General features: G+C 57.7%; 25 protein-coding genes and 1 tRNA gene. 17 read left to right on the forward strand and 9 right to left on the reverse strand.

The genetic code is table 11. From position 1 onward, the window contains the following. Window positions 1–11 precede the first annotated feature (11 nt). From FJD38_RS09190 to FJD38_RS09200, 3 genes are read left to right on the forward strand one after another with little or no spacing between them, the layout of a single operon-like run. A complete protein-coding gene (locus FJD38_RS09190) occupies window positions 12–704 on the forward strand; it encodes an ABC transporter permease (protein ID WP_122785289.1) in 693 nt (230 codons plus the stop codon). Beyond that, on the forward strand, window positions 704–1393 hold the full coding sequence (locus tag FJD38_RS09195; RefSeq protein ID WP_122785290.1) for an ABC transporter permease: 690 nt from the start codon (window positions 704–706) through the stop codon (window positions 1391–1393). Before FJD38_RS09190 ends, FJD38_RS09195 begins: the two co-directional genes overlap by 1 nt. Continuing rightward, the gene (locus FJD38_RS09200) at window positions 1374–2582 is read left to right on the forward strand and encodes a methyltransferase (protein ID WP_146384968.1); all 1209 of its coding nucleotides are present in this window, start codon (window positions 1374–1376) and stop codon (window positions 2580–2582) included. The genes FJD38_RS09195 and FJD38_RS09200 overlap by 20 nt, the downstream gene beginning before the upstream one ends. Window positions 2583–2693: 111 nt before the next feature. On the opposite strand, the gene uraH is transcribed toward FJD38_RS09200, so the two are convergent. After that, window positions 2694–3104, reverse strand: a complete 411-nt coding sequence (uraH, locus tag FJD38_RS09205) for a hydroxyisourate hydrolase (protein WP_122785292.1) — start codon at window positions 3102–3104, stop codon at window positions 2694–2696. Window positions 3105–3140: 36 nt separating this feature from the next. After that, window positions 3141–3617, reverse strand: a complete 477-nt coding sequence (locus tag FJD38_RS09210) for a GlcG/HbpS family heme-binding protein (protein ID WP_208727507.1) — start codon at window positions 3615–3617, stop codon at window positions 3141–3143. A 138-nt stretch (window positions 3618–3755) separates the two neighbouring features. On the opposite strand from FJD38_RS09210, the gene FJD38_RS09215 reads away from it, so the two are divergent. Together FJD38_RS09215 and FJD38_RS09220 are read left to right on the forward strand one after the other, a co-directional pair. Further along, entirely contained in the window at window positions 3756–4430 is a 675-nt protein-coding gene (locus tag FJD38_RS09215) for a heavy metal response regulator transcription factor (RefSeq protein WP_122785293.1), read from the forward strand. Next, window positions 4423–5802, forward strand: coding sequence for a heavy metal sensor histidine kinase (locus tag FJD38_RS09220; RefSeq protein WP_146384970.1), 1380 nt, complete (start codon window positions 4423–4425; stop codon window positions 5800–5802). Before FJD38_RS09215 ends, FJD38_RS09220 begins: the two co-directional genes overlap by 8 nt. On the opposite strand, the gene FJD38_RS09225 is transcribed toward FJD38_RS09220, so the two are convergent. Together FJD38_RS09225 and FJD38_RS09230 are read right to left on the reverse strand one after the other, a co-directional pair. Next, the gene (locus FJD38_RS09225; RefSeq protein WP_146384972.1) at window positions 5751–6497 is read right to left on the reverse strand and encodes a DUF72 domain-containing protein; all 747 of its coding nucleotides are present in this window, start codon (window positions 6495–6497) and stop codon (window positions 5751–5753) included. The genes FJD38_RS09220 and FJD38_RS09225 overlap by 52 nt on opposite strands. After that, complete coding sequence (locus FJD38_RS09230) at window positions 6494–6925, reverse strand: HhH-GDP family DNA glycosylase (protein ID WP_146384974.1); 432 nt, start codon at window positions 6923–6925, stop codon at window positions 6494–6496. Before FJD38_RS09230 ends, FJD38_RS09225 begins: the two co-directional genes overlap by 4 nt. Window positions 6926–7072: 147 nt before the next feature. Here FJD38_RS09230 and FJD38_RS09235 point away from each other — a divergent pair. After that, window positions 7073–7148: transfer RNA gene (locus FJD38_RS09235), tRNA-Thr, on the forward strand. Between the two features lie 127 nt (window positions 7149–7275). Continuing rightward, the gene (locus FJD38_RS09240) at window positions 7276–7788 is read left to right on the forward strand and encodes a hypothetical protein (RefSeq protein ID WP_122785297.1); all 513 of its coding nucleotides are present in this window, start codon (window positions 7276–7278) and stop codon (window positions 7786–7788) included. Window positions 7789–7886: 98 nt separating this feature from the next. Here FJD38_RS09240 and FJD38_RS09245 read toward each other — a convergent pair whose 3' ends face one another. Both FJD38_RS09245 and aguA read right to left on the reverse strand, forming a co-directional pair. Next, on the reverse strand, window positions 7887–9170 hold the full coding sequence (locus FJD38_RS09245) for an OprD family porin (protein WP_146384977.1): 1284 nt from the start codon (window positions 9168–9170) through the stop codon (window positions 7887–7889). An 874-nt stretch (window positions 9171–10044) separates the two neighbouring features. Then, window positions 10045–11151, reverse strand: a complete 1107-nt coding sequence (aguA, locus tag FJD38_RS09250) for an agmatine deiminase (protein ID WP_146384979.1) — start codon at window positions 11149–11151, stop codon at window positions 10045–10047. Window positions 11152–11465: 314 nt separating this feature from the next. Between aguA and rfbB the strand changes: the two genes are divergently transcribed. From rfbB to FJD38_RS09280, 6 genes are all read left to right on the forward strand, one after another. Beyond that, complete coding sequence (gene rfbB / locus FJD38_RS09255) at window positions 11466–12548, forward strand: dTDP-glucose 4,6-dehydratase (RefSeq protein ID WP_146384981.1); 1083 nt, start codon at window positions 11466–11468, stop codon at window positions 12546–12548. Further along, complete coding sequence (gene rfbD / locus FJD38_RS09260; RefSeq protein ID WP_146384983.1) at window positions 12545–13435, forward strand: dTDP-4-dehydrorhamnose reductase; 891 nt, start codon at window positions 12545–12547, stop codon at window positions 13433–13435. The genes rfbB and rfbD overlap by 4 nt, the downstream gene beginning before the upstream one ends. A 158-nt stretch (window positions 13436–13593) precedes the next feature. Further along, on the forward strand, window positions 13594–14154 hold the full coding sequence (locus tag FJD38_RS09265; protein WP_146384985.1) for a DUF3916 domain-containing protein: 561 nt from the start codon (window positions 13594–13596) through the stop codon (window positions 14152–14154). A 70-nt stretch (window positions 14155–14224) separates the two neighbouring features. Continuing rightward, entirely contained in the window at window positions 14225–16039 is a 1815-nt protein-coding gene (locus tag FJD38_RS09270; protein ID WP_146384987.1) for a sensor histidine kinase, read from the forward strand. Continuing rightward, window positions 16036–17430: a sigma-54-dependent transcriptional regulator gene (locus FJD38_RS09275; protein WP_146384989.1), complete on the forward strand. Its 1395-nt coding sequence runs from the start codon at window positions 16036–16038 to the stop codon at window positions 17428–17430. Before FJD38_RS09270 ends, FJD38_RS09275 begins: the two co-directional genes overlap by 4 nt. A gap of 11 nt (window positions 17431–17441) precedes the next feature. Continuing rightward, window positions 17442–17897 (forward strand): thioesterase domain-containing protein, encoded by a 456-nt coding sequence (locus FJD38_RS09280; protein ID WP_146384991.1) that lies wholly within the window; start codon window positions 17442–17444, stop codon window positions 17895–17897. A gap of 169 nt (window positions 17898–18066) precedes the next feature. Here FJD38_RS09280 and cysQ read toward each other — a convergent pair whose 3' ends face one another. Both cysQ and nudE read right to left on the reverse strand, forming a co-directional pair. Then, window positions 18067–18909 carry a 3'(2'),5'-bisphosphate nucleotidase CysQ gene (cysQ, locus tag FJD38_RS09285; protein WP_146384993.1) on the reverse strand — a complete coding sequence of 281 codons (843 nt, stop codon included), beginning with the start codon at window positions 18907–18909 and terminating at the stop codon, window positions 18067–18069. Beyond that, complete coding sequence (nudE, locus tag FJD38_RS09290) at window positions 18906–19472, reverse strand: ADP compounds hydrolase NudE (RefSeq protein ID WP_122785306.1); 567 nt, start codon at window positions 19470–19472, stop codon at window positions 18906–18908. The genes cysQ and nudE overlap by 4 nt, the downstream gene beginning before the upstream one ends. Before the next feature lie 88 nt (window positions 19473–19560). Between nudE and yrfG the strand changes: the two genes are divergently transcribed. Continuing rightward, window positions 19561–20223, forward strand: a complete 663-nt coding sequence (gene yrfG, locus FJD38_RS09295; RefSeq protein ID WP_122785307.1) for a GMP/IMP nucleotidase — start codon at window positions 19561–19563, stop codon at window positions 20221–20223. Window positions 20224–20303: 80 nt separating this feature from the next. Here the strand turns inward: yrfG and lysM are convergent, their stop codons facing one another. Continuing rightward, on the reverse strand, window positions 20304–20744 hold the full coding sequence (lysM, locus tag FJD38_RS09300; protein ID WP_122785308.1) for a peptidoglycan-binding protein LysM: 441 nt from the start codon (window positions 20742–20744) through the stop codon (window positions 20304–20306). 115 nt (window positions 20745–20859) lie between these two features. On the opposite strand from lysM, the gene FJD38_RS09305 reads away from it, so the two are divergent. The 3 genes from FJD38_RS09305 to FJD38_RS09315 all read left to right on the forward strand — a co-directional run bounded on the left by FJD38_RS09305 (window position 20860) and on the right by FJD38_RS09315 (window position 25026). Continuing rightward, window positions 20860–21747, forward strand: a complete 888-nt coding sequence (locus tag FJD38_RS09305; protein WP_146384994.1) for a LysR family transcriptional regulator — start codon at window positions 20860–20862, stop codon at window positions 21745–21747. Between the two features lie 94 nt (window positions 21748–21841). After that, a complete protein-coding gene (fdhD, locus tag FJD38_RS09310; protein WP_122785310.1) occupies window positions 21842–22681 on the forward strand; it encodes a formate dehydrogenase accessory sulfurtransferase FdhD in 840 nt (279 codons plus the stop codon). Continuing rightward, window positions 22678–25026, forward strand: coding sequence for an FdhF/YdeP family oxidoreductase (locus FJD38_RS09315; protein ID WP_122785311.1), 2349 nt, complete (start codon window positions 22678–22680; stop codon window positions 25024–25026). The genes fdhD and FJD38_RS09315 overlap by 4 nt, the downstream gene beginning before the upstream one ends. Window positions 25027–25131: the final 105 nt, after the last annotated feature.

A 25131-nucleotide genomic window follows, 5' to 3' on the forward strand; every position in this document is an offset into this window, starting at 1 on the left:
CAACCTAACCTATGACTATCGATTTATACGGATTCGGCCCGGCGCTTGCCGCTGGCGCGCTGATGACCGTCAAACTGGCACTTTCTGCGCTGTGTCTGGGCCTGGTGCTCGGATTGCTCGGTGCCCTGGCCAAAACGTCCCCCTACAAGCCCCTTAAATGGCTGGGTGGCACCTATTCGACCCTGGTACGCGGCGTTCCCGAGCTGCTCTGGGTGCTGCTGATCTACTTTGGCAGCGTCAATGCCGTTCGCGCTATCGGTGAGTTCATCGGCATGCCAGACCTCACCCTGAGCGCTTTCGCCGCGGGCGTGATCGCGTTGGGCCTGTGCTTTGGTGCTTATGCCACCGAAGTATTTCGTGGCGCCATTCTGGCCATCCCCAAAGGCCACCGTGAAGCGGGCATGGCATTGGGCCTGTCCAAGCCGCGTATTTTCACCCGGCTGGTGTTGCCGCAAATGTGGCGCATCGCCCTGCCCGGCCTGGGCAATTTGTTCATGATTCTGATGAAAGACACCGCGCTGGTGTCGGTTATCGGGCTGGAAGAAATCATGCGTCAGGCGCAAAACGCCGTGACCTTCGCCAAACACCCGTTCACCTTCTACATGGTGGCTGCCGTGATGTACCTGGGCCTGACCGTACTGGCCATGGGCACCATGCACGTGCTTGAAAAACGCGCGGCGCGCGGCTTCGTGAGGAGAACGTAATGTTGTTGGAACTCTTCATCAAGTGGCTGCCCAAGCTGATTCAAGGCGCAACCTTGACGCTGGAACTGACGGCAATCTCGGTCATCGCCGGTTTGATCGTCGCCATTCCGCTGGGCATCGCCCGCTCATCCAAGCTGTGGTACGTGCGCTCGTTACCGTATGCGTACATCTTTTTCTTCCGCGGCACGCCGCTGCTGATTCAGTTGTTTCTGGTCTATTACGGCCTCGGGCAGTTTGAAGTGGTGCGTGACAGCGTGTTGTGGCCGTATCTGCGTAGCCCGTTCTGGTGCGCGGTCATTACCATGACCCTGCACACGGCGGCCTATATCGCCGAGATTCTGCGTGGGGCGATTCAGGCCATTCCGCCGGGTGAAATCGAGGCGGCACGTGCGTTGGGCATGTCGCGCTTCAAAACACTGGTGCATATCGTGATGCCCCGAGCTGCACGCATCGGCCTGCCGGCGTACAGCAACGAAGTGATCCTGATGCTCAAGGCCAGCTCGCTGGCCAGCACCGTGACCCTGCTGGAACTGACGGGCATGACCCGCACCATCATTGCCCGCACGTACCAGACGGTGGACATGTTCCTGATTGCCGGCCTGATTTATCTGGTGATGTCATTTGTACTGATTCAGGGCTTCAAGCTGCTGGAGCGCTGGTTGCGCGTCGATGCCTGCCAAGGGCGCTGATCTGCTCGCCCACTTCAAGGCACTGGACACGTACCTGCGTGATCACCAGTACCTGTGGCGCCCACGGCCATTCACCCAGTTGAATGTGCCGTGGGAAGCGCACCACCCCCACCTCTCTCAGTGGTTGCGCCAACGCTCACTGCAAGACGCCGAAGCCTGCCATAACGCCCCTCACGACTTGATCGCGCCTGCACCGTTCTCTGAGTGGGCGGCTACCTCGCTTGCCCTGAGCGCCATGCCTCGGCTGCCTGAACACCCACTTACGCCCGCCGCCGCGCGTTTGCAGGTGGACGTGCCGGGCCGCAAATGGCAGCAAATCGAAGCGTTCGCACAACGTCTGGGTTTCAAAGAAGCACCTGAGCACTGGCTCGACTGGTGCGCAGGTAAAGGCCATCTGGGCCGCCGCTTACTCGGCCCCGGCCAGCAACTGACGTGCCTGGAATACGACCCGGCGCTGATCGAATCCGGGCAGCACCTGAGCCAACGCCATCATTTCCCGGCCCGGCATGTACAACAGGATGTGTTGCTTGCCGATGCCGCGTTACAGCTCACTGCACAGATGACGCCCGTGGCGCTGCATGCCTGTGGCGATTTACATGTGCGACTGCTGCAACTGGCCAGCGCTGCGGGCTGTGCACAACTTGCCCTCTCGCCCTGCTGCTATAACCGCATTGAGGCGTCGCACTATCAGCCGTTGTCCACGGCGGCCAAAGCGTCAGCGTTGCAGTTGTCGCAAGAAGACTTGAGCTTGCCCATGAGTGAAACCGTAACGGCCGGTAGCCGTGTGCGGCGTCAGCGCGATGAGTCGATGGCGCGGCGCTTGGGGTTTGATCTGTGGCAGCGCCAGCGACGTGGCAGTGAAGACTACTTATCCACACCCTCACTGCCCAGCGCCTGGCTAAACAAGCCATTTGCGCAGTATTGCGAGGACTTGGCGGCGCTCAAGCAGTTATCCACAGCAGGCGACGAAGATTGGGTGGCATTGGAAGCTGCAGGCTGGGAGCGACTGGCACAGGTGCGTAATCTTGAGTTGGTGCGCGGGCTTTTCCGTCGGCCGCTGGAGGTATGGCTGGTGCTGGATCGAGCGTTGTACCTGCGTGAAAACGGCTACGACGTGCAGGTCGGCGAGTTTTGCGACAGCCAGCTGACGCCGCGCAATTTGATGGTGCTGGCCCAGCGCTGTGGATAACTTCAGGGCCTGCCCTCACCCGGAGGGAGAGGGTACTGACCGCATGCGCCTTCAATAACAACACCCATCAGCTCCCTCTCCCTTTGGGAGAGGGATGGGGTGAGGGTGCTACTACGACCCGCGATACGTCGAGAAACCATACGGGCTGAGCAACAACGGAATGTGGTAATGCTGGTCCACATTCTTCACTTCAAAAATCACCGGAATTTCCGGGAAGAAAGTGTCACGCCCAACCTTTTTGAAATACTCGCCCGTTTTGAACACCACACGATACTCGCCTGCCTCCAGCGCTTGCTTGGCCGGAAACAATTCGCCAATGCGCCCTTGTTCGTTGGTCACGCCCTGAGACAACGACTGCCAGTCCTTGCCTACGTGTTTTTCCAGCGTCACGCTCACGCCCGGTGAAGGCAAGCCGTTCTCCAGATTAAGCACGTGCACGCTCAACGGGTTGCCCGCCGCCAATACCAGGCTGGAGAAGGCGCTCAGGCCCAAAGCCGCTACTGTCATTCGCAAAGCATTCATGGTTCGTCCTCAAGTAATGGTTAAAAAACACTCAACTCAGCGTTGAGTTTTCAGGCCAATTTGTTCAGCCGCTTTGTTTGCGCACGCTTCGTCTTGCTCTGCGCCTCCCGCTCCCGCTATCCCAAGGGCGCCCACCAGTTCACTGTCGGCAAACAACGGCACACCGCCGCCCAACAACAGCAACTCGGCAATGGAGTTGAGGTTGGCCGCTTCAGGGTTGGTGCGGGCACGCTCGGCAAACAGCCGGGTCGGGGTTTTGGTCGACAGTGCGGTGTAGGCCTTGCGCTGGCTGGCCAGCAAGTTGTGCGGGCCAACACTTTCCGGGCGCATGGCTGCCAGCACATTGGCGCCGCGGTCCAGCACGGTCAGCGCACCGGTACACTGGGTGAGCGCGGCGTCTGCCAGTTGGCGGGCGGTGGCCAGATCCAGGTCGGCATGGCGCACCAGATTAGGCGCGGCAATCGCACTGCCCGTTACACCCAGGGCAGTCCATATCAATAGGGTTTTCAACATGATGGGCACACTCCTGTTCGAATGCGCCCACCTTAACCAGTGACCTCCGTCAGAACCCCGTCAGTTGCATTACAAGTTTGTAATAGGCAACCCGCGTGAACACGCCTAGCCTGTGCAGACGATTGATCGAGGTGTGCGATGCGTTTGTTAGTGGTTGAAGACGAAGCCAAAACAGCAGATTTCCTGGCCAAAGGCCTGAAGGAGTCAGGTTTTGCGGTGGATGTGGCGCTGAACGGGCTCGACGGCCGTTATTTTATTGAGCAGCAGGAATACGACCTGATCATCCTGGACGTCATGCTGCCGGGTCTTAATGGCTGGCAATTGCTGCAACTGATTCGCCAGCGCGGTGCTACGCCGGTACTGTTCCTGACCGCCAAAGACGCCATTGAAGACCGCGTTCGCGGCCTTGAACTGGGTGCCGATGATTATCTGCTCAAGCCTTTCGCCTTTGCCGAATTACTGGCGCGGGTGCGCACGCTGCTGCGACGCGGCCCACTGCGCGAAGCCGAGTCCTACAGCATTGCCGACCTTGAAATTGACGTGCTGCGACGTCGCGTCAGCCGGGGCGGACAACGTATCAGCCTGACCAACAAAGAGTTCGCGCTGTTGCAACTGCTGGCCAGCCGCCAGGGCGAAGTCTTATCGCGCACCTTGATTGCCTCTCAGGTCTGGAACCTCAACTTCGACAGCGACACCAACATGGTCGAAGTGGCTGTGCGCCGTCTGCGCTCCAAAGTCGACGACCCTTACATGCCCAAACTGATTCACACCGTGCGCGGCGTCGGCTATCAGTTGGAAGCCCCCGATGAGTAAATCCATCGCCTGGCGTCTGGCGCTGGCGATTGCATTGACCTGCGCCTTGGTTCTGAGTGCGATCGGAGTGTTTCTGTATCGCTCACTGGCGTCGGAGCTGGCCTTTAGGGACGATCAGGCGTTACTCGGCCGCCTTGAACAAGTACGGGCCCTGTTGCACGACAGCGACAGCCTGGAGGCCCTGCAAGAGCGCCCACGGCTGTACCAGAACATGCTGGGCAACGTGGACAGCGTGCTGCGGGTGGAACGTGAAGATGGCAGCCCATTGATTGCCATCAACCCGCATCAACAACCCTTGCCCAATGTGCCCGCCATTGCTCAGGTACAGGCGCCCCAACGCAGCGACATTCATACTGTAGAGGCAATGATCGTACTGGCCGGGTTCGCTCAGGGCCCCGCCGGCGAAACCCTTAATGTGCTGGTCGGTAAACGCCTTGATGAACGTGAGCACATGCTCGCCAGCTACCGTCTGCGCTTGTATGGCGCCGTGGGAGTGGGCGCCTTGCTGGCGTTCGGGCTTGGCTTGCTGCTCTTGCGCCGCGGCCTGTTGCCCCTGCGCGAGCTGGCGCAAAGCATGCGCGGCATCGACCCGCGCAGCCTTGATCAGCGCATGCCAACCGATGCGGTGCCGACTGAACTCAAAGAGCCGGTACAGGCGCTGAACGCCATGCTGGCGCGCCTTGAAGACAGCTTTGCGCGGCTATCGCAATTTTCGGCGGATCTGGCCCATGAAATCCGCACGCCCCTGCACAACCTGTTGGGCAGCAACAGCCTGGCCTTGAATCAACCCCGCAGCCCTGCCGACTATCAGGACGTGCTGGCCTCCAATATTGAGGAATACGAGCGTCTTAACCGGATGGCCGAAAACCTGATGTTTCTCGCCCGCGCTGAACACGGCCAGCGCCCTCTGAACCTGCAAACGCTGGATCTGCATGAGGTGGGTAACGAGCTCTGTGATTACTTCGAGGCGCTGGCCGAAGATCGCCAACTGAACATTGAAAATCAGCTCAATGGCTCACTGATGGCCGACCAGCAACTGCTGCAACGGGCCCTGGGCAACTTGCTGGCCAATGCCGTGCGCCATGCCCAAGCGGGTTCAACCCTGCACTTGCAACGCCGTGATGATGAGACGATGTGCTGGGTGGGCGTGCACAACCTCGGCCAACCGATTGCCACGCAGCATCTCGACAAACTGTTCGATCGCTTCTACCGGGTTGACCCGTCACGCGCCCAACCGGGCGACTCGGGCGGGTTGGGGCTGGCGATAGTGCAGTCCATCATGCACCTGCATGGCGGCCAGGTTCAGGTACGCAGCGATGCTCAAGGCACACTGTTTGAGCTGGGGTTCAGCAAGCTCGAGAATTCGGTTTGAAAGGTCAACGCATCACTGATGGCATGCCCGCTGGCAGTGTTGTCGAAAATAAACCAATACTCGCTGGCTGACTTCGCCCGTGCGTGACGCGCCAAGGCCTGAAGCCGCGCCTCGCCATACTCGCTGTGGTAGATGCGCGGCGAGCCATGCAAGCGCCAATATTGCAGCCCCGCCCAGCCCCCCGGCTCAAAGCCAGCGCTCAACACCGCTGGATCGGCAGCGACGCGAGCGATGTGCAGACCTTGCATGCACGCTTCGGCGGCCGCCCACGAATCATGCCTGGGCTCCAGCGCCAATGCCCCTGTGTAGCGAGCCCGCACTGCCTGCAAAAACACCTGTGCAACGTGCGCGTCATAGACTAATGACAGCGGCAACTGCACCAGAACACACCCCAGCCGATCGCCCAGATGGCTGCACTGCGAAAAAAAATCATCCAGCAGACCTTCACAGTCTTTCAGGCGTCGCTCATGGGTGATGCTGCGGGGCAGTTTGACCGAAAAGCGAAAATCCGGCCCTACGCTGTCTGCCCATCGTTTATACGTTTGCGGCCGATGAGGACGGTAAAACGAGCTGTTGATTTCCACTGCTGAAAATTGCCCCGCATAGCGCTGCAGATGAGTGCCCTGCCCCGCGAACCGAGGCCAATAGTCTCGCCCGATGCTCCAACCGGCACAGCCAATGAAGACGCCGCTCAAAACAGCACCGGTGCTGCGTCACGCATGAAAATTTCTACGGTCTTAGGCCCGACCCCGTCGAACTCAAGTAAACGGCGCTCGAAGGCCTGTCGATCATAATTGGCGCTATACAGCGAATTGAAACGCCCCCCGTACTCATTGACCAGTTTGAGGGCCAACGCTGACAGGCGGGTGGCCGTGGACTCGTCATAGCGCACGTAATGGGCCTTGCCGAGAATCGCCACCAGTTGGCGATGGGACAGTCGAGCCAGACGGTCTGGCGAGTCGCACCCATGCTCATTCACCAGCAGGTGGTAAGCCTTGGCGGCAATAGGCGCCTGAATCCGCTTGCCCATCAAAAAGCTGGCCACAAACCATTTGAACAAGGCGCACTCATCTTTGGCGTCCAGCGTGATGCCCAAATCATGGGCAGTGATCACTTCAGTCATGGCGCTTGCCCCCTCAAACCCTGTACAGGTATGAAAAAGACAGCCATCAGAAGTTCGATTTTTCGGGCCTGCTGACGAAAGAGTAAAAATAGTCTGTTATCAGGGGTTTACAAGCTCAAACATCCGGGTATACTCGTCGCCCATAACGCCGGTATAGCTCAGTTGGTAGAGCAACTGACTTGTAATCAGTAGGTCCCGAGTTCGACTCTTGGTGCCGGCACCATACAAAGCTTCACAGACAGTTTTCACAGTCTTTGAAGCTCCCGAAAAACCCGCCTTCTGGCGGGTTTTTTCGTTTTGGCCTTTCGAAAGTAGCGGATGGCAGACAATCCCCTCAAGGAGCGAAACAAGTGACACTCGAAGGAAAAGACGTTTGGTTGTCCGTCGCCAGAAAAACACTGAGCAGCTTGATAGGGGCCATCTGTGGCGCTGCATTGTCTTATCTGTTGCTGTGGATGAACAAAGATCTCCTAACGCTAGGCCTATTTGCTCTGGGCTGTTTAATATTTCTCCTGATCACCTTCTTGGTATACATACTCAAGGGCCCCAAAAAACGTGCCCTTAGCAGCCAGTTTTGCCCCTATCTCTTGAGAGATATTTTTAAGTCTCTTTTCAATACGCTTTTGTTTGCTACGGCGGTTTTCAAGGTGACTTTGTGCATTTATGCATCCAAAAGCACTGCAAGCACTCCTTTTTATGAAGCGTTGCCCAAAGCCATTCAAGACCAAATAAATTTTGATCAACCGAGTCACCAATTGCTTGGGACTCTTCTGATCACCTTCAGCCTCTACCTGTTGTTCAACCTCGTATTGAACTTCATTAATACAGACAGCGAAAAGAAAGCCAAAGAACTCAACGTATGAGCACTTGGGGCCAGACCTAAATCACAGCGCGAAAAAAAGCCCCGACACGTCGGGGCTTTTTTATTCAGATATCCAGCCTGTCTGTCAGGCCGGTAGCATCAGAAAATGCTGATCGGGTAATCAACATACACGCGCACTTCGTTGCCGCCGACGTTGTAGGCGCTGGCGTTGTTCGATACACGCAACCACGAACCACGCAGACGCACGCTCAGGTCTTTGACCGGGCCGCTTTGCACAACGTATTTCGCCTGGTTGAAAATTTCACGCTCGGTACCACGACCACGGCCAGTGCCGTCGTCGATGTTGGTGCCGCGTACGTAAGCAATGTTGTAAGTCAGACCCGGAATGCCTACGGAGCCGAAGTCGAAGCCGTAACCCAACTGCCACGAACGCTCGTCTTTGGCGTTGAAGTCAGACCAGTAGGAGTTGGCCAGCAGGATGGTATTGCCGCCATCGCCCACGCCTTCCGCATTGCGGTAGCCGCCGTACGGGTAGCCGATTTCGCCGGTGCTGCTCTGGAACGCCAATGTCACGGTATGCGCGTCAAAGGCGTAGGTGCTCGCCAGGCTCCAGATCTTGTTGTCCTGACCATCAAGCTTCAGCACATCACGGGCATAGTCTTCGTTGAGGTGCGTGCGGTAGCCGTTGAAGTCAAACGTCAGGGACTGTTTGTCTGGCAGCGCAAGTACGTAGGTCATGCCCAGGTATTGTTTACGCAGCTCTTCTTTCATTTCGGAGCCGTACAGCGACGCCGTGAAGTTGTCGGTGAACTTGTAGCTACCGCCGAAGACGTCGATGCGCTTCAGGTCACCACTGTCGCGGCCGTCGGCACTTTTACGCGACTCGGCGGTGAAACGACCGACATTCAACTCAAGGCCGTCGATCTCTTTGGAGGTCAACAGGGTGCCGGTGTAACTTTCAGGCATCAGACGCGAATTGTCGTACATCAATACCGGCAGGGCCGGCATTTGATCACCGTACTTGAGCACGGTGTTGGAAACGCGCACTTTGACCGCTGCGCCCGCTTTAGCAATATCACGCGCGGCTTTACCGCTGTCGCCTTGCTTAAAGAAGTCGATGCCGCCCGCGCCGCTGTTGCCGCGGCCGCCGTCCAGACGCAGTGCGTAGATACCAAAGGCATCTACACCCACGCCCACGGTGCCTTGAGTAAAGCCCGAGGAGAACGTACCCAGGAAGCCTTGGCCCCATTCGGCTTTATCTTGTTTGTGATGCTTGTAGTCACGGCTGATGTAGGCGTTACGCGCCAGTACATCGAGGTGGCTATCTTCAACAAAACCTTTTGAATCAGCTTGATCGTTAGCCATGACTTGGGTGGCACTAAGTACGCCCAAAGCGATAAGGCCTATTCGCTTTTTGTACATATTATTTTCCTTATTTCTGAATAGAGCGCGCTGTGGAATTCAAGCTGAAACATTGAGTGGTGGTTGCTTCACATAAACAAAAAAGACCTGCACGAAAACGGCGTGCCGGTCTTTCAGAAAGTTGGTGTATGGCTATGCGCCACAGGCGTTGGCGCGAATCCTATCCGGCGTGATGGCGAGGTGTCAATTTCGTGAAAAAATTGTTAATTGGCAGGAGATTGTTTCACTTTGCTGCAAATGACAGAAAGTGTGGTTGATGAATAGGCGTGGGCATTACCTGTAGTCGCAAAATGGCACACGTCGGCGTGTCAGGTTTTACGACGGCTTTGCCGCCGATCGCAGCCTTCGTTCCTCGGTAGCGGCTACAACGATCCTTAACCTGTAGCCGCTGCCGAAGGCTGCGATCGAGCGCGAAGCGGTCGCAAAATGGCACACGTCGGTGCGTCAGATTTTACGACGGCTTTGCCGCCGATCGCAGCCTTCGTTTCTCGTCAGCGGCTACAGCGATCCTTAACCTGTAGCCGCTGCCGAAGGCTGCGATCGAGCGCGAAGCGGTCGCAAAATGGCACACGTCGGTGCGTCAGGTTTTACGACGGCTTTGCCGCCGATCGCAGCCTTCGCTCCTCGTCAGCGGCTACAGCGATCCTTAACCTGTAGCCGCTGCCGAAGGCTGCGATCGAGCGCGAAGCGGTCGCAAAATGGCACACGTCGGCGTGTCATGTTTTACGACGGCTTTGCCGCCGATCGCAGCCTTCGTTCCTCGGCAGCGGCTACAGCGATCCTTAACCTGTAGCCGCTGCCGAAGGCTGCGATCGAGCGCGAAGCGGTCGCGGCCTTTGTTCCTCGTCAGCGGCTACTCATGTTGTGCCGCCAATTATGCTTTGTGCGGCGCGGGTTGCTGTTGAGTCAGACAATGGATGTTTCCGCCACCCAACAGCAACTCGCGACCCGGCACCATCACTACTTCGTGTTGCGGGAAGAGTTTTTGCAAAATGACTTTGGCTTGCGCGTCCATCGGGTCGTTAAAGCTGGGGGCGATAATGCCGCCGTTAACAATCAGGAAGTTCACGTAAGAACCGGCCAATCGCTCGGATGGATTGCGATCTTGACTGCCCACCACTTTATCAACGCCATCGCACTCTTCCTGAGTCGCATGAATCGGCCCCGGGATCGGCATTTTGTGCACCACAAACGGACGACCTTTGGCATCGGTGCTGGTCAGCAACACGTTCATCGCCGCGTGGCAGCGCACATAGTTAGGGTCGCGTTCGTCGTCCGTCCAGGCCAATAACACTTCACCCGGCGCTACGTAACAGCAGAAGTTATCCACATGCCCGTCGGTTTCGTCATTGAACAGACCGTCCGGCAACCAGATGATTTTATCCACAGCCAGATTGGAGCGCAGAACGTCCTCAATCTCCTGACGCGACAAGTGCGGGTTACGGTTACGGTTCATCAAGCACTCAGCGGTGGTGATCAGCGTCCCTTCGCCATCGACGTGAATGGAGCCGCCTTCCAGCACAAATCCCTCGGTGTAATAACGCGGGCAACGTTCAATTTCGAGCACCTTGCTGCCCACTTGCTGGTCGCAGTTCCACGGGAAGTACAAACCGCCCTCCAAGCCACCCCACGCATTGAAGTCCCAGTTCACACCACGCACTTCACCCTGGTCGTTGATGACAAAGGTTGGGCCGCTGTCACGTACCCACGCATCATCGCTGGACATCTCGACGACACGAATATTCGGCATATCCAGTTGCGCCCTGGCGTTTTCGTACTGGCCAGCCGACACGCCGACGGTCACCGGTTCGAAGCGTGCAATGGCCTTGGCAACAGCCACATGCGCGGCTTGGGCAGGCTTGCCGCCCAAACGCCAGTTGTCAGGCCGCTCTGGCCAGATCATCCAGGTTTGAGTCTGCGGCGCCCATTCTGCGGGCATGTAAAAACCGTCAGCGCGGGGTGAACTGTGCAAAGTAGTCATCGAAATCGGGGCTCCTGAAGGCTGCCAAAGGGAAAATTCACAGGCGACATTTCTGAAATATGGACGCGAGCCTGGCATGCATCAACTATAGGCGCCTTTATAGTCGATAAATATCTGCATTAGAACGATCCAGACACTTATAAAATAAAAATAACCAGAATATTGCCGATATAAATCTATTTTGTTGCGAGTCGGTCACGCGTGGGCAGTCAAAAATGTGGGTGTTCAGACGTCTTGTACTTGCGCCGCATCCGGCCTGCCCACAAGCTATGCGCCTCACGTTTGCAGTCCATCAAGGAATAAGGAATATCCACATGCGTATTTTAGTCACCGGCGGCGCCGGTTTTATTGGTTCGGCGCTGATCCGTCATCTGATCCAGAACACTGCGCACGAAGTGCTCAACCTCGATAAGTTGACTTACGCCGGTAACCTTGAATCGCTGCAAAGCATTGCCAAAGACACCCGCTACGAGTTCGTCCAGGCCGATATCGTCGATCAGAACGCCGTCAGCGCCGTGATCGAGCGCTTCCAGCCCGAAGCCATCATGCACTTGGCGGCCGAGTCGCACGTTGACCGCTCAATCGATGGCCCATCGGACTTTATCCAGACCAACATCGTGGGCACCTACAGCCTGCTGGAAGCCACTCGCGCCTATTGGCTGACACTCCCTGAGCCCGCCAAAAGCGCATTCCGTTTCCACCATATTTCAACTGACGAAGTGTATGGCGATCTTCACGGCGTCGACGATCTGTTCACCGAAACGACCCCATACGCACCTAGCTCACCGTATTCGGCGAGCAAAGCCGCCTCCGACCATCTGGTACGCGCCTGGAACCGCACGTACGGCTTGCCGGTTTTGCTGACCAATTGCTCGAACAACTACGGCCCTTTCCACTTCCCGGAAAAGCTTATCCCGTTGGTTATTCTTAACGCTCTGGCGGGCAAACCGCTGCCGGTGTACGGCAACGGTCTGCAAGTGCGTGACTGGCTGTTTGTTGAAGACCACGCCCGTGCGCTGTTGAAAGTTGTGACCGAAGGTGTAGTCGGCGAGACTTACAACATTGGCGGCCACAACGAACAAACCAACATTGACGTGGTACGTGGCATTTGCACGCTGCTTGAAGAGCTGGCGCCAGCACGCCCTGAAGGCGTCGCGCAGTTTTCTGACCTGATTACCTTCGTCAAAGACCGCCCGGGCCATGACCAGCGCTACGCCATCGACGCCAGCAAAATCGAACGCGAGCTGGGTTGGGTGCCCGAAGAGACATTTGAAACCGGCCTGCGCAAAACCGTGCAGTGGTACCTGGACAACCTTGAATGGTGCAAGCACGTTCAAGACGGCAGCTATCAAGGTCAGCGTCTGGGGTTCACCGAGCCCAAGGATCTGCTGGCATGAAGCACGGCCCCACGCCTCTGAAAATCCTTGTCAGCGGCAAAACCGGTCAAGTCGCCATCGAGCTGCAAAAGCAGCTTGCTGGGCTTGGCGAACTGATTGTATTGGGTCGCGATGAGCTTGATCTGAGTCAGCCCGAGCAAATCCGCCAGCAAGTTCAGGCCCACAAACCTGACTTGATCATCAACGCAGCGGCTCATACGGCAGTGGACAAGGCTGAAAGCGAACCTGACCTGGCCTTTGCAATCAACGCCATTGCGCCCGGCGTCTTCGCCCAAGAAGCGGCGGCACTGGGCATTCCGTTGATTCACTACTCCACGGACTATGTGTTCGATGGCACTAAAACTGCCCCTTACATCGAAGACGACGCACCTAACCCATTGGGCGTTTACGGCCAAAGCAAGCTCGAAGGTGAGCGCGCCATTGCTGCCGCAGGTGCCCAGCATCTGATCTTGCGCACCAGTTGGGTGTACTCCGCCCACGGCAAAAACTTCTTGCTGACCATGCAGCGTTTGCTGCAGGAACGGCCTGAGCTAGGCGTGGTGGCCGACCAGATCGGCGCACCGACGTGGGCGGGAACCATTGCCCGGAGCACGCGCATGCTGATTGAGCGCTGGCAAACAGGTCACGCCGGTGCATGGGGGGTTTACCACCTCACGGCACAAGGCGAAACCTCTTGGTTCGGCTTCACCCAAGCCATCGCCGAGCCGCTGATCGCAGCGGGTAAACCCTGTGCAGCGCTCAAACCGATACCGGCCAGCGATTATCCGACGCCGGCTGCCCGCCCTCAGAACTCGCGTCTGGATTGCAGCCGACTGGGTCGTGAATGGGGTGTCACTCAGCCCGATTGGCGCGCGGCCCTGGCCGAGTGTGTCGCCGAGCAACGCTAACCTGTGGTGGCTCCAGCAAAGAAACGGCTTGAGCCACTACATGCTTAAACTGGCGTAGGACACTTCTGATTTCTACTGGCGCGCCTTTTTCTACGCAAAAATTCGGATAGGGTCGGTGCTCTTCAGGGCATCGCACTCACCTAGACGGATTTCCCACCATGCGGCGAATAGCGTTCAGCAACAAAAAGGTTCGGGGCGTGACAAGGCGGCTCAAAGCGTTGTCACGCTGGGCCAACAGTTTCAAAGACTACTTCCCCGACGACCTCGCTCAATCTTGTCGCTACCGTAATTTCAAAATTCCCGTGCTGGCCACCCTGGTTGAAGGTAAACAAGCCACAGACGCTATTCGCAGCCAGTGTGCTCAACAGTTAATCAACGCCTGCCAACACTTGATAGACGCACGCCCCAGCGATGCACCCGATTGCCTGGTGGTTGCCTCGATCGCCCTGCCTGACATGTTCTCCAGCGAGGTCTGCATTTACACCGACCGGGATTATCACCGCGCGCATATGCAACCGTGGCACGATCAACATGGCCATAGCCAACCGATTACCGATCAAAACCTCGCCGAACAATGGGGCCTGAAGATCCCCGAAGGCATGCAATGCGTTGGGCTCTCACTTGAATTCAAAGCGCTTGACGGGTTGGAGGGGGAGTTTCGTGGGCAACGCTGGTATTTCGGTGAAATCACCCACTCAGTCCCAACCCAGCCTCGGTAGCCACCACAAAGAATTGGGTTCGCATTAAGGCTGGGTATACTGCGCCGTACTCTTGCGGCGCATGTATTTGATGATCACGACTCCCTCAGTTCCCCATAGACCCCGGTGGCGTAGCCTCGCCTTGCTGGTGCTGTGCCTGGCTCCTTTGCTGTGGCCCCTTAAGCACTTGGCCGAGCGCTATTACCGCAGTGAACTGACCGGGCAAAACCGGCAGACCCTCGACCTGTACGTCGCTAACCTGCTGGGTTCGCTGCATCGCTATGAGGTGCTGCCGCAGATTCTCGGTGAGTTGCCTGATCTGCGCGCAGTACTCGCCGACCCCGAAAACCCGCAGGTTCAGGCCAAGGCCAATGAGCTGCTAAAAGACATCAGCGCCCAGACCGGTGCCGTGGTCATGTACCTGATCGACGCTAATGGCGATACATTGGCCGCCTCCAACTGGGATAAAAGCGACAGCTTTATCGGCCGTAATTTCGCTTTTCGTCCCTATTTCAGCGAGGCGATGCAAGGCAAGCTGGGACGATTCTTCGGGCTGGGTACGACGTCGGGCAAGCGCGGCTACTATTTCGCCGCACCGATACTCGACGCCAACAAGAACATCGGGGTGCTGGTGGTCAAGGTCGATCTCGATCACACCGAACAATTGTGGGGCAACACCCCCGAGCAGTTGCTGACGACGGACAATAATGGCGTTGTCATCCTGACTTCACGCCCGGAGTGGCGTTTCAGGGCCACCCGTGAGCTCAGCCCTGAAGAGCGTCAGGATATTTTTGCCATCCTGCCCTACCCGACTCGCGACCCGCAGCCGCTCAACCTGAATTGGGATGCCTGGCTGGTGCAAACCCAGGAAATCGACGAGACCGGTTGGCGCGTCAATATCCTTGCCCCGCGCACACTGATCGACCGTCCGGTGCGGACCGTGGTGGCCATTGGCGCGGCCACGTTGTTGGTGATCGTGTTGCTCATCGGCTTGATGATGCAACGCCGACGACATTATCTGGACCGCATCGCTTTCGAAGGCAAGGCTCGTCGCGAACTGGAAATGCGTGTGGCCGAACGCACCAGCGACCTCGAAGGGCTTAACCAGCGGTTGCGTAAAGAGGTGCTGGAGCGCGAGCAGGCGCAACAGGAACTTGTGCGCGCCCAGGACGATCTGGTGCAATCAGGCAAGCTATCAGCTCTGGGCACCATGTCGGCCAGCATCAGCCACGAGCTCAATCAACCACTGGCTGCCATCCGCAGTTACGCTGAAAACGCCGAAGTATTACTCGATCACCAGCGCATCGACGACGCTCGCGGCAACCTCAAACTGATCAACGAATTGACCGGGCGCATGTCATCGATCATTGCCCATCTGCGCGCCTTCGCCCGGCGTGATCGGCATGCGCCCGAAAGTGTTGCCTTGCAACCGGCGCTGGACGATGCGCTGGCATTGCTGGCCAATCGACGACGCAGCATGGAAGTTGAGTTGATTCGCGACCTGCCCGCGGCCACCCTGTGGGTCGAGGCGGGTGAAACGCGTTTGCGCCAAGTCTTGGGCAATTTATTGGCCAATGCACTGGATGCCCTGACAGAAAAAGGCCCGCCGCGCCGTTTGTGGTTGAGTGCCCAAGCCACCGAACAGGGTGTCACCGTCTACATACGCGATAACGGCCCGGGGTTTTGCCTGGAAGCCTTGGGTCGCGCCGGTGAGCCGTTCTACACCACCAAAACCCGCACACAGGGTTTGGGGTTGGGGCTGGCTATCTGCGACACGCTGATCCGTGCATTTGGTGGTGAACTGCTGTTCGCCAACCACAGGGAAGGCGGCGCTTTAATTACCTTGCGACTGCGCGCTGGAGCGCCAGGCGTGAGTTTGCAAGCCAGTGAGGACTCCAGATCATGAGCCAACCCATTGATCCGCACGTACAGGTCATCCTGATCGATGATGACCCGCACCTGCGTCAGGCCCTGCATCAAACCCTGGACCTGGCCGGGCTTAAGGTCTTGCCCCTGGCGCAAGCCGCTGGCCTTGCCGACCGTGTTGGGCGTGACTGGCCGGGCGTAGTGGTCAGCGATATTCGTATGCCGGGTATGGACGGCCTTGAGTTGTTGGCCCAGCTCCACGCTCAAGACCCTGACCTGCCGGTGCTGTTGATCACTGGCCACGGCGATGTGCCGCTGGCGGTACAAGCCATGCGTTCGGGCGCTTACGACTTTCTCGAAAAGCCCTTTGCCAGTGACGCGTTGCTCGACAGCGTTCGCCGCGCGCTGGCCCTGCGTGCACTGGTGCTGGACAACCGCAGCCTGCGCCTGGCCTTAAGTGATCGCCAGTCACTGAGCACCCGGCTGGTGGGACTTTCACCCGCCATGCTGCGCCTGCGTGAGCAAATTGGCGCGCTGGCGGCGACCAAAGCCGACGTGCTGATATTGGGCGAAACCGGATCAGGCAAGGAAGTTGTCGCCAGGGCGTTGCACGACCTGTCGAGCAGACGCAATGGACCGTTTGTCGCGATCAACGCGGGGGCGCTGGCCGAGTCGGTGGTTGAAAGCGAACTGTTTGGCCATGAGCCGGGCGCCTTCACGGGCGCGCAAAAGCGTCGTATCGGCAAATTCGAGTTTGCCAATGGAGGCACCTTGTTCCTCGATGAAATTGAAAGCATGAGCCTGGATGTTCAGGTCAAGTTGCTGCGCATGCTGCAAGAGCGGGTGGTTGAGCGTGTGGGCGGCAATCAGCTGATTGCGTTGGATATCCGAGTTATTGCTGCCACCAAAGAAGACCTGCGCCTGGCGGCCGATCAGGGGCGGTTCCGTGCCGACTTGTATTACCGTCTCAATGTTGCACCGCTGCGCATTGCGCCCCTGCGTGAGCGGGGTGAAGACACGCTGATGCTGTTCCAGCATTTTGCCGACGAAGCCAGCGTCCGCCATGGCTTGACGCCCAATGTGCTACAACCGGCGCAACGCGCACTGTTGCTGCGCCACAACTGGCCGGGCAATGTGCGTGAACTTCAAAACGTCGCTGAGCGCTTTGCGCTAGGCCTGGAGTTGGCGCTGGATGATGGCGCGCACGATGGCAAACACATCGCTGACGATGAGGTCGGCGGCGGGCTGAGTGATCAGGTTGAGCACTTTGAAAAAAGTTTGATCGCTGCCGAGCTTGAGCGCTCCCACAGCTCCCTGCGAAGCCTGGCTGAAGCCTTGGGCGTGCCGCGCAAAACCTTGCACGACAAACTGCGCAAACATGGCCTGCACTTCGAAAGCGGCAGCCATTCCAACCCAGAAGAGTTCGATTGAGAGGCCCCGGTATGATTCGCGACAGTGGTTATCTGGAGTCTGTCCTCCACCACGACATTCCACTCACCCAAGACATGGGGCTCAAGGTGTTGAGCTGGCAAGGGCACCAGCTGCGCCTGCACTTGCCGCTACCGGCCAATATCAACCATAAAAGCACCATGTTTGGTGGCAGTTTGTATTGCGGTGCGGTGCTTGCGGGGTGGGGCTGGTTGCATCTGAGCCTGCTTGAGGCCGGGATTGAAGACGGGCACATCGTGATTCAGGAAGGTCATATCACTTACCCGCTGCCCGTGATTGAGGACGCCATTGTGCTGTGTGATGCGCCAGACTCTGGGGCGTGGAACAAGTTTTTGGCCATGTACAAGCGCCATGGGCGAGCGCGATTGACGCTGGAGACACGCGTCATTAATGCCGAGGGCGGGGACGATGCGGTGCGGTTTAGCGGGCAGTATGTATTGCATCGTTGAGACCACTGCCCTCACCCCAACCCTCTCCCGGAGGGAGAGGGAGCTGATGTGTGGTGAAGTGAAAATCTGATTTTGCTTTTAGTCTCCTCTCCCTCTGGGAGAGGGAGCTGATGTGTGGTGAAGTGGAAATCTGCTTTTGCTTTTAGTCCCCTCTCCCTCTGGGAGAGGGTTAGGGTGAGGGGCTCTCGACCTTGGCTAAATCCAGCAAGGCCTTGCGCCACGGCGCCTGAGCCGGCAACGCCAAAAAGCTCTCATTGAGCAACGATTCACGCGCCGGGTAACTGAACGGCTCACCATCGAGTTGCAGCACAACGCCGCCAGCACCTTCCAGTACCCCTTGCGCCGCCGCCGTGTCCCATTGCGAAGTCGGCGCCAGACGCGGATAGCAATCGGCCGCCCCTTCAGCCAACAAGCAAAACTTCAACGAACTGCCAACACTGACCAACTTCAACTCGCCCAACTGTTCAGTCAATCCCGCCAACAGGCGCTCTTGCGCAGGGCTGGAATGCCGACGGCTGGCGACCACCGTCAATGCCTCACCCGCAGGCGGCACGTGACGCACGCTAATAGGCGCAATTACATCGCCATCGGCACGCCAAGCCCCCAAACCAGCACCACCGTAGTAACAACGGCCGCTGGTCGGCATGGATACCACACCAAACACGACGCGCCCGCGCTCAATCAGCGCAACATTCACGGTGAACTCTTCACTACCGTTGATAAATTCCTTGGTGCCGTCCAACGGGTCAACCAACCACCAGCGCGTCCAGCCAGCACGAATGCCTTGCGCAATATTGGCGTCCTCCTCGGACAATACCGGGATGCTCGGGTCCAGGGCCGTCAAGCCGTCCAGCAGCACATGGTGTGCCGCTAGATCAGCCGCGGTAACCGGTGAGTCATCCGCTTTAGCGGTCACTGCAACATCCGCACGCCAGAACGGCAGAATGGCGTCCCCTGCGGCATGGGCCAGTTTGATAACGCCTTCCAGCAACGGGTGCGGCCACTCACTCACGGTTGAAACTCCCCGCGCTCGGTCAGCACATCTCGCGCCAAATACAACGCAGCCAATGCACGGCCTTCGCTGAATTGAGGGTTGAGCACCAAGCTCGACAGCTCACGCAGATTCACCCGATCAACGCGCATCGGTTCAGGCTCATCGCCTTCCAGATGTTCTTCATAGAGGTCTGTGGCCAATACCACCTGAATTTTTTGACTCATGTAACCGGGAGACAGTGACAGTTCGGTCAAATGCTCCAACTGACGTGCGCCGAAGCCCGCCTCTTCTTTCAACTCTCGTTCGGCAGCGGCCAGAACGTCTTCGCCCGGCTCAATCAGGCCTTTAGGCAAGGAAATTTCGTACTCGTCGGTGCCGCCGCAATACTCTTCAACCAGAATCGCGTGTTCGGCGTCGACCATCGCCACAATCATGACCGCGCCATAACCGTTACCGCGCCCCACTAACCGCTCATACGTGCGTTCAACGCCATTGGAAAAGCGCAGCTGCACTTCTTCGACTCGAAACAATCGGCTACTGGCAACAATTTCGCGGGCAAGTACGGTGGGTTTTTGGCGCATAGCGGCTCCTCAATATGAACGGGTTACTATACCCCGGCTTTTCCGATTGTCTGTGTCGGATGTTTTTCAATTGCGGGAGAAGTTTTACATGACAGCCTTACCTTGGGGCGACATTGATACTGTATTGCTCGATATGGATGGCACGCTGCTCGACCTGCATTACGACAATCATTTTTGGCTGGAACATTTGCCGCAGCGTTATGCCGACCTTCACGGCATTAGCCGGGCGATGGCCGATCTGGAACTGACACCGCTGTTTGAGCGCAATGCCGGCCTGCTGAAGTGGTACTGCCTGGACTTCTGGAGCGCCGAATTGAAACTACCGGTGCGCGAACTCAAGCTCGAAACAGCGCACTTGATTGCATTGCGCCCCGATGCAGACACCTTTCTGGCCGCGGTCAAGCAAGCCGGTAAACGGGTGATCATGATCACCAATGCTCACCGCGATTCACTTTCATTGAAATTGGAGCGCATTGAGCTGGCGCCCTACTTCGAACGCCTGATCAGTTCCCACGATTACGGCTTCCCCAAGGAAAGCCCGGCATTTTGGGATGCTTTGCAGGCCGATATTGGTTTTGATCCGGGCCGCAGCCTGTTTATCGACGACACCTTGCCGATCCTGCGAAGCGCCCGTGCGTATGGCGTGGCTCACTTGCTGGCGGTCAAACAGCCAGACAGCAACAAGGGCCCGAAAGACACCGAGGAATTTGCCGCATTGGAGGATTATCGAGCGTTGCTGAATGGCCTGTAACCATGCCCGTGTAGCCGTTGCCGAAGGCTGCGATGAGCGTCGACAGCTCATTCGCAGCCTGCGGCAGCGACTACAGAGGTTTATTCAGGAATACGCAGGGTCTGGCCCGGATAGATTTTGTTCGGGTCCTTGAGCAGCGGTTTATTGGCTTCGAAGATTTTGTTGTACAGGTTGGCATCACCGTACACGGTTTTGGAAATGGCACTTAGTGTGTCACCCGCTTTGACCACCACAAAACGCGAGGCCACAACCACTGGCCCGGTAACCGTGATCTTGTCTTCAACACTGCTCACGCCCTGAATGTTGCCCGCCGCCAGAATGATTTTTTCTTTCTCTTCTTGCGTGGCCACTTCACCGCTCACCGTCACTTTGTCGCCTTGAACGGTGGCCGTGATATTTGGATTGCCCAACCCAACTTGCTCGACGTGCTTTTTCAGTTCCTCGCCCGCGTGGGCATTGCCCGGTGTCAGTAAGTCGATCACTTTTTCGCCAGCTTCTTTGATAAAGTTAATAATACTCATGAATCACGCTCCTAGGGTTGAGTTATCCAGATACATAAGCGTAGACCAACATTGGCAGAGTACGTTTCATGGCCGGCACGTTAGAATCCGGCGGTGAGTCACGCGTGGAGCGACGATGGACATTAAACAGCTGAAATTCCTGATTGCCCTCGACGAAACTCGGCATTTCGGACAAGCCGCCGCGCGATGTCACATTACCCAACCCACACTGTCCATGCGCCTGCGCAGCCTGGAGCAAGAGCTCGACTTGCAACTGGTCAATCGCGGCCAGCGCTTTGAAAGCTTTACGGCGCCTGGCGAACGCGTCCTCGCCTGGGCCAGAACGGTGCTTGCTGCCTATGACGGGCTGCAGGCCGAAGCGGCCGCCTGTCGCGGTAACCTGATCGGCACGCTGCGCATGGGTGTGGTGCCTTTGTCGAGTTTCGACCCGTTACCTTTATTACATCGCTTGCACCAAGAACATCCTGAACTGCGCTTTGAGTTGTCGGCACTCAGCTCTGAACAAATACTTGAGCAACTCGCCAGTAACCGGCTGGACGTGGGCGTTTCTTACCTCGACCGCCTTGATCACGCACGTTTTGATTTTCAGGCCTTCGGCGAAACCCGCATGGGACTGCTTTACGACCAGCGGCATTTCAGCTTCGGCGAGCAGCCGTTGAGCTGGGAAGCGCTGATTGAATTGCCGCTGGGCCTGCTCAGCAGTGGCATGCACTTTCGTCAGTCCATTGATCATAACTTTCACAGTCGCGGCCTTACGCCCAAGCCGTTGATCGAAACCGATGCAGTTCATCAATTGCTTCAAGCCGTTCACGGCGGGCTCTGCTGTGCGGTGATGCCCTTGGATGGCGGCCTTGAAGCACTGACCGATGACTTGCGGTTGCACCCCATTGCAGAGGCTAAAACCCTGTCCCAACTGGGCCTGATCATGCGCCGGGAAGCACCGCGCTCCGCCCTTGCGGAAGCCTGCTTTGCGCTCTACCAAAAATCACTCAAGCCCGATTGATCGACGCCATCTATCGCTAGATCAATGCTAGCGATTAGACGCGACCTTGTGCCGCGCCTAGGCTTAGTACTGACCTCTACGTCGGTATTGCCTTATGAACGCCAAGCGCCCGGTGTGCCCGGCGCCCGCCTCAATGTCGGCCGCGCCCGCTGCCAGCCAGACCTATCAGTACACGGCAATGGACCACAGCAGCCGTGGCGAAACGGCTTTGGCCGAAGAAGTCGCGCTGGCGATTGCCTATAACGGCATCAGTCAGGCCGTGATGCTGGTCACCCCCACAGACCTTGAAGACTTTATTGTCGGCTTCAGCCTGGGCAGCGGCATCATTCATGACGCCAGCGAAATCTATGACCTCAAACTGACCGGCAACGGTTCGGCTCAGTATGCTCAGGTCGAAATCGCCAGCCGTGCCTTCTGGAATCTCAAACAGCAACGCCGCCAGCTGGCTGGCACCAGTGGTTGCGGCCTGTGTGGCGTTGAAGCGGTTGAACAAGCGCTGCCGGATCTCAAGGTGCTGGCGGGCGCAGCGTTGCCTCCCGTGCAGTGGCTAGACGGCTTACGCCAGCGTATCAGCGACTTTCAACCTTTGGGCCAGCATTGCGGGGCCGTACATGCCGCGGTGTTTATGGACGGTCAAGGCCAGTTGGTGATGGGTCGCGAAGACATTGGCCGGCATAACGCCCTCGATAAATTGATCGGCGCACTGGTTCGCAAGCAGATCGATCTGACCGGTGGTTCAGCCATTGTCACCAGCCGGTGCAGCCTTGAGCTGATCCAAAAAGTACTGCGCGCGGGCATTCAAACCCTCATCAGCCTGTCTTCGCCGACCGGGCTGGCGTTGCAATGGGCCCGCCGGCACAACCTCAACCTTATTCATCTGCCACAAAAAAGCGCGCCTCGGGTGTACAGCCCGGCGCAGGAGAATCAACCGTGAGCACGCATCATCAAGCCGATAAAACCCCAACTCCACGCTACAAGCCCTACAAAGGCCCGGCAGGCGGCTGGGGTGCGCTGATCAGTGTGGCGCAGGCATGGTTGACCAGTGATAACGCGCTGAAAAACCTGCGCATGATGCTCAAGACCAACCAGAACGGCGGTTTCGACTGCCCCGGCTGCGCATGGGGCGACTCGCCTGAAAGCGGCCTGGTGAAGTTCTGCGAAAATGGCGCCAAAGCGGTGAACTGGGAAGCGACCAAACGCCGGGTGGATGCCGCGTTCTTCGCCAAATACAGCGTCAGCGCGTTGTTGGAGCAAAGCGACTACTGGCTGGAATATCAAGGCCGCCTGACTGAACCCATGCGCTATGACGCCGACAGCGACCGCTATGTGCCTATTAGTTGGGAAGCCGCATTTGCGTTGATCGCCCGGCACTTGTTGAATCTCTCTAGCCCTGACGAAGCCGAGTTTTACACCTCGGGGCGAGCCAGTAACGAAGCCGCCTATCTGTACCAACTCTTTGTGCGGGCATTGGGCAGCAACAATTTCCCGGACTGCTCAAACATGTGTCACGAGGCCAGCGGCGTGGCCCTGGCCCAAAGTATTGGGGTGGGTAAAGGCACCGTGACCTTTGACGACTTTGAACACGCCGACGCGATTTTCGTGCTGGGGCAAAATCCCGGTACCAACCACCCACGGATGCTGGAGCCGCTGCGCGAAGCCGTACAGCGCGGCGCTCAGGTGGTGTGCGTAAACCCGCTCAAAGAGCGCGGTCTGGAGCGCTTCCAGCACCCGCAGCACCCTCTCGAAATGCTCACCAACGGCGACCGCCCGACCAACACCGCCTATCTGCGCCCGGCGCTGGGTGGCGACATGGCACTGCTGCGGGGCATGGCCAAGTTTCTGCTGCAGTGGGAGCGCGACGCTCAAGCCGCTGGCGAGCCAGCCGTGTTTGATCACGGGTTTTTGAATGAGCACACCGCCGGTGTTCTGGATTACACCGCCAGCCTTGATGACACACCGTGGGATCACATCGTCGAACAGTCAGGCCTGACACTGGTCGACATCGAGCGTGCCGCACGTATGTACCTCAAAGGTAAAAACGTGATCATGTGCTGGGCGATGGGTATCACCCAACACCGGCATTCGGTGCAAACCATTCAGGAAATTGCCAACCTGATGCTCCTGCGCGGCAATATCGGTCGCCCCGGTGCGGGTCTGTGCCCGGTACGTGGCCACAGTAACGTGCAGGGCGACCGCACAATGGGCATCAACGAACGCCCGCCCGCAGCGTTTCTTGATGCGCTGGAGCGTCGTTTCCAATTCAAGGTACCGCGTGAAAACGGCCACAATGTGGTTGAAGCCATCCACGCCATGCTTGAGGGGCGCGCCAAAGTATTTATTGCCCTGGGCGGCAACTTTGCCCAAGCCACGCCAGACAGCCCACGCACCGCCGAAGCGCTGCGCAATTGCGACCTGACCGTTCAGATCAGCACCAAACTCAACCGCAGCCATTTGATGCACGGCAAAGAAGCCTTGATTCTGCCGTGCCTGGGCCGCACCGATATCGACATCCAGGCCGAAGGTCCGCAAGCCGTAACGGTTGAAGACTCGTTCAGCATGGTGCATGCCTCAAACGGCCAATTGCAGCCCTTGTCGAATCAGATGCGTTCGGAGCCCGCCATTATTGCTGGCATTGCAGCCGCGACTCTGGGCACTTACCCCATTGACTGGAACTGGACGGTGGCTGACTACAGCCGCATTCGCGACCTGATTGCCGACACCATTCCCGGTTTCAAAGATTTCAACGAGCGGATTAAACACCCCGGCGGTTTCTACCTCGGCAACTCAGCAGGCGCCCGGCAGTGGAACACACCCAGCAAACGCGCCAACTTTCGGCCCAATCAATTGCCCCATGATCTGGTCGATGCCCGCGCCCGCGCCAATGGCCGCTTGCCTGATTTGATTCTGCAATCGATGCGCTCGCACGATCAGTACAACACCACCATTTATGGCCTTGATGACCGCTATCGTGGCGTTAAGGGGCAACGTGACGTGCTCTTCGTGAACGAAGCCGACATCATCCGCCTGGGCTTCAAGCCGGGACAAAAAGTCGACATCGTTTCGATCTGGAATGATGAACGTGAGCGTCGGGTGAAAAACTTCACGTTGCTGGCATTCGATATTCCGGCAGGTCAGGCGGCGGCTTACTATCCAGAGGTCAACCCGCTGGTGCCGCTTGAGAGCACGGGGGACGGTAGCCACACGCCAACGTCCAAGTTCGTGGCGATCTACCTGGAGCCCGCGACAGCGTCGAACATGATTGTGGCCAAGGCGGGTTAAACGGCGGGACCTCACCCACAAAAAAGGCCGTTTCCTCACGAAAACGGCCTCATCGAACTAATTAACAGACCGCCAAAAACCCGATAAGTTCCCTATCAAAAACAA

Origin of the sequence: Pseudomonas saxonica, assembly GCF_007858365.1 — a bacterium.
Classification (GTDB): domain Bacteria; phylum Pseudomonadota; class Gammaproteobacteria; order Pseudomonadales; family Pseudomonadaceae; genus Aquipseudomonas; species Aquipseudomonas saxonica.

Excerpts from the sequence above, each read along its gene's own strand:
- FJD38_RS09275 (WP_146384989.1), top strand. The coding sequence starts at position 16,036 with ATGAGCCAACCCATTGATCCGCACGTACAGGTCATCCTGATCGATGAT.
- FJD38_RS09200 (WP_146384968.1), top strand. The coding sequence starts at position 1,374 with ATGCCTGCCAAGGGCGCTGATCTGCTCGCCCACTTCAAGGCACTGGAC.
- rfbD (WP_146384983.1), top strand. The coding sequence starts at position 12,545 with ATGAAGCACGGCCCCACGCCTCTGAAAATCCTTGTCAGCGGCAAAACC.
- lysM (WP_122785308.1), bottom strand. The coding sequence starts at position 20,744 with ATGAGTATTATTAACTTTATCAAAGAAGCTGGCGAAAAAGTGATCGAC.
- FJD38_RS09195 (WP_122785290.1), top strand. The coding sequence starts at position 704 with ATGTTGTTGGAACTCTTCATCAAGTGGCTGCCCAAGCTGATTCAAGGC.
- fdhD (WP_122785310.1), top strand. The coding sequence starts at position 21,842 with ATGAACGCCAAGCGCCCGGTGTGCCCGGCGCCCGCCTCAATGTCGGCC.
- FJD38_RS09280 (WP_146384991.1), top strand. The coding sequence starts at position 17,442 with ATGATTCGCGACAGTGGTTATCTGGAGTCTGTCCTCCACCACGACATT.
- FJD38_RS09220 (WP_146384970.1), top strand. The coding sequence starts at position 4,423 with ATGAGTAAATCCATCGCCTGGCGTCTGGCGCTGGCGATTGCATTGACC.
- nudE (WP_122785306.1), bottom strand. The coding sequence starts at position 19,472 with ATGCGCCAAAAACCCACCGTACTTGCCCGCGAAATTGTTGCCAGTAGC.
- FJD38_RS09265 (WP_146384985.1), top strand. The coding sequence starts at position 13,594 with ATGCGGCGAATAGCGTTCAGCAACAAAAAGGTTCGGGGCGTGACAAGG.
- FJD38_RS09270 (WP_146384987.1), top strand. The coding sequence starts at position 14,225 with ATGATCACGACTCCCTCAGTTCCCCATAGACCCCGGTGGCGTAGCCTC.
- FJD38_RS09190 (WP_122785289.1), top strand. The coding sequence starts at position 12 with ATGACTATCGATTTATACGGATTCGGCCCGGCGCTTGCCGCTGGCGCG.
- rfbB (WP_146384981.1), top strand. The coding sequence starts at position 11,466 with ATGCGTATTTTAGTCACCGGCGGCGCCGGTTTTATTGGTTCGGCGCTG.
- FJD38_RS09305 (WP_146384994.1), top strand. The coding sequence starts at position 20,860 with ATGGACATTAAACAGCTGAAATTCCTGATTGCCCTCGACGAAACTCGG.
- yrfG (WP_122785307.1), top strand. The coding sequence starts at position 19,561 with ATGACAGCCTTACCTTGGGGCGACATTGATACTGTATTGCTCGATATG.
- aguA (WP_146384979.1), bottom strand. The coding sequence starts at position 11,151 with ATGACTACTTTGCACAGTTCACCCCGCGCTGACGGTTTTTACATGCCC.
- FJD38_RS09230 (WP_146384974.1), bottom strand. The coding sequence starts at position 6,925 with ATGACTGAAGTGATCACTGCCCATGATTTGGGCATCACGCTGGACGCC.
- uraH (WP_122785292.1), bottom strand. The coding sequence starts at position 3,104 with ATGAATGCTTTGCGAATGACAGTAGCGGCTTTGGGCCTGAGCGCCTTC.
- FJD38_RS09210 (WP_208727507.1), bottom strand. The coding sequence starts at position 3,617 with ATGTTGAAAACCCTATTGATATGGACTGCCCTGGGTGTAACGGGCAGT.
- FJD38_RS09215 (WP_122785293.1), top strand. The coding sequence starts at position 3,756 with ATGCGTTTGTTAGTGGTTGAAGACGAAGCCAAAACAGCAGATTTCCTG.
- FJD38_RS09245 (WP_146384977.1), bottom strand. The coding sequence starts at position 9,170 with ATGTACAAAAAGCGAATAGGCCTTATCGCTTTGGGCGTACTTAGTGCC.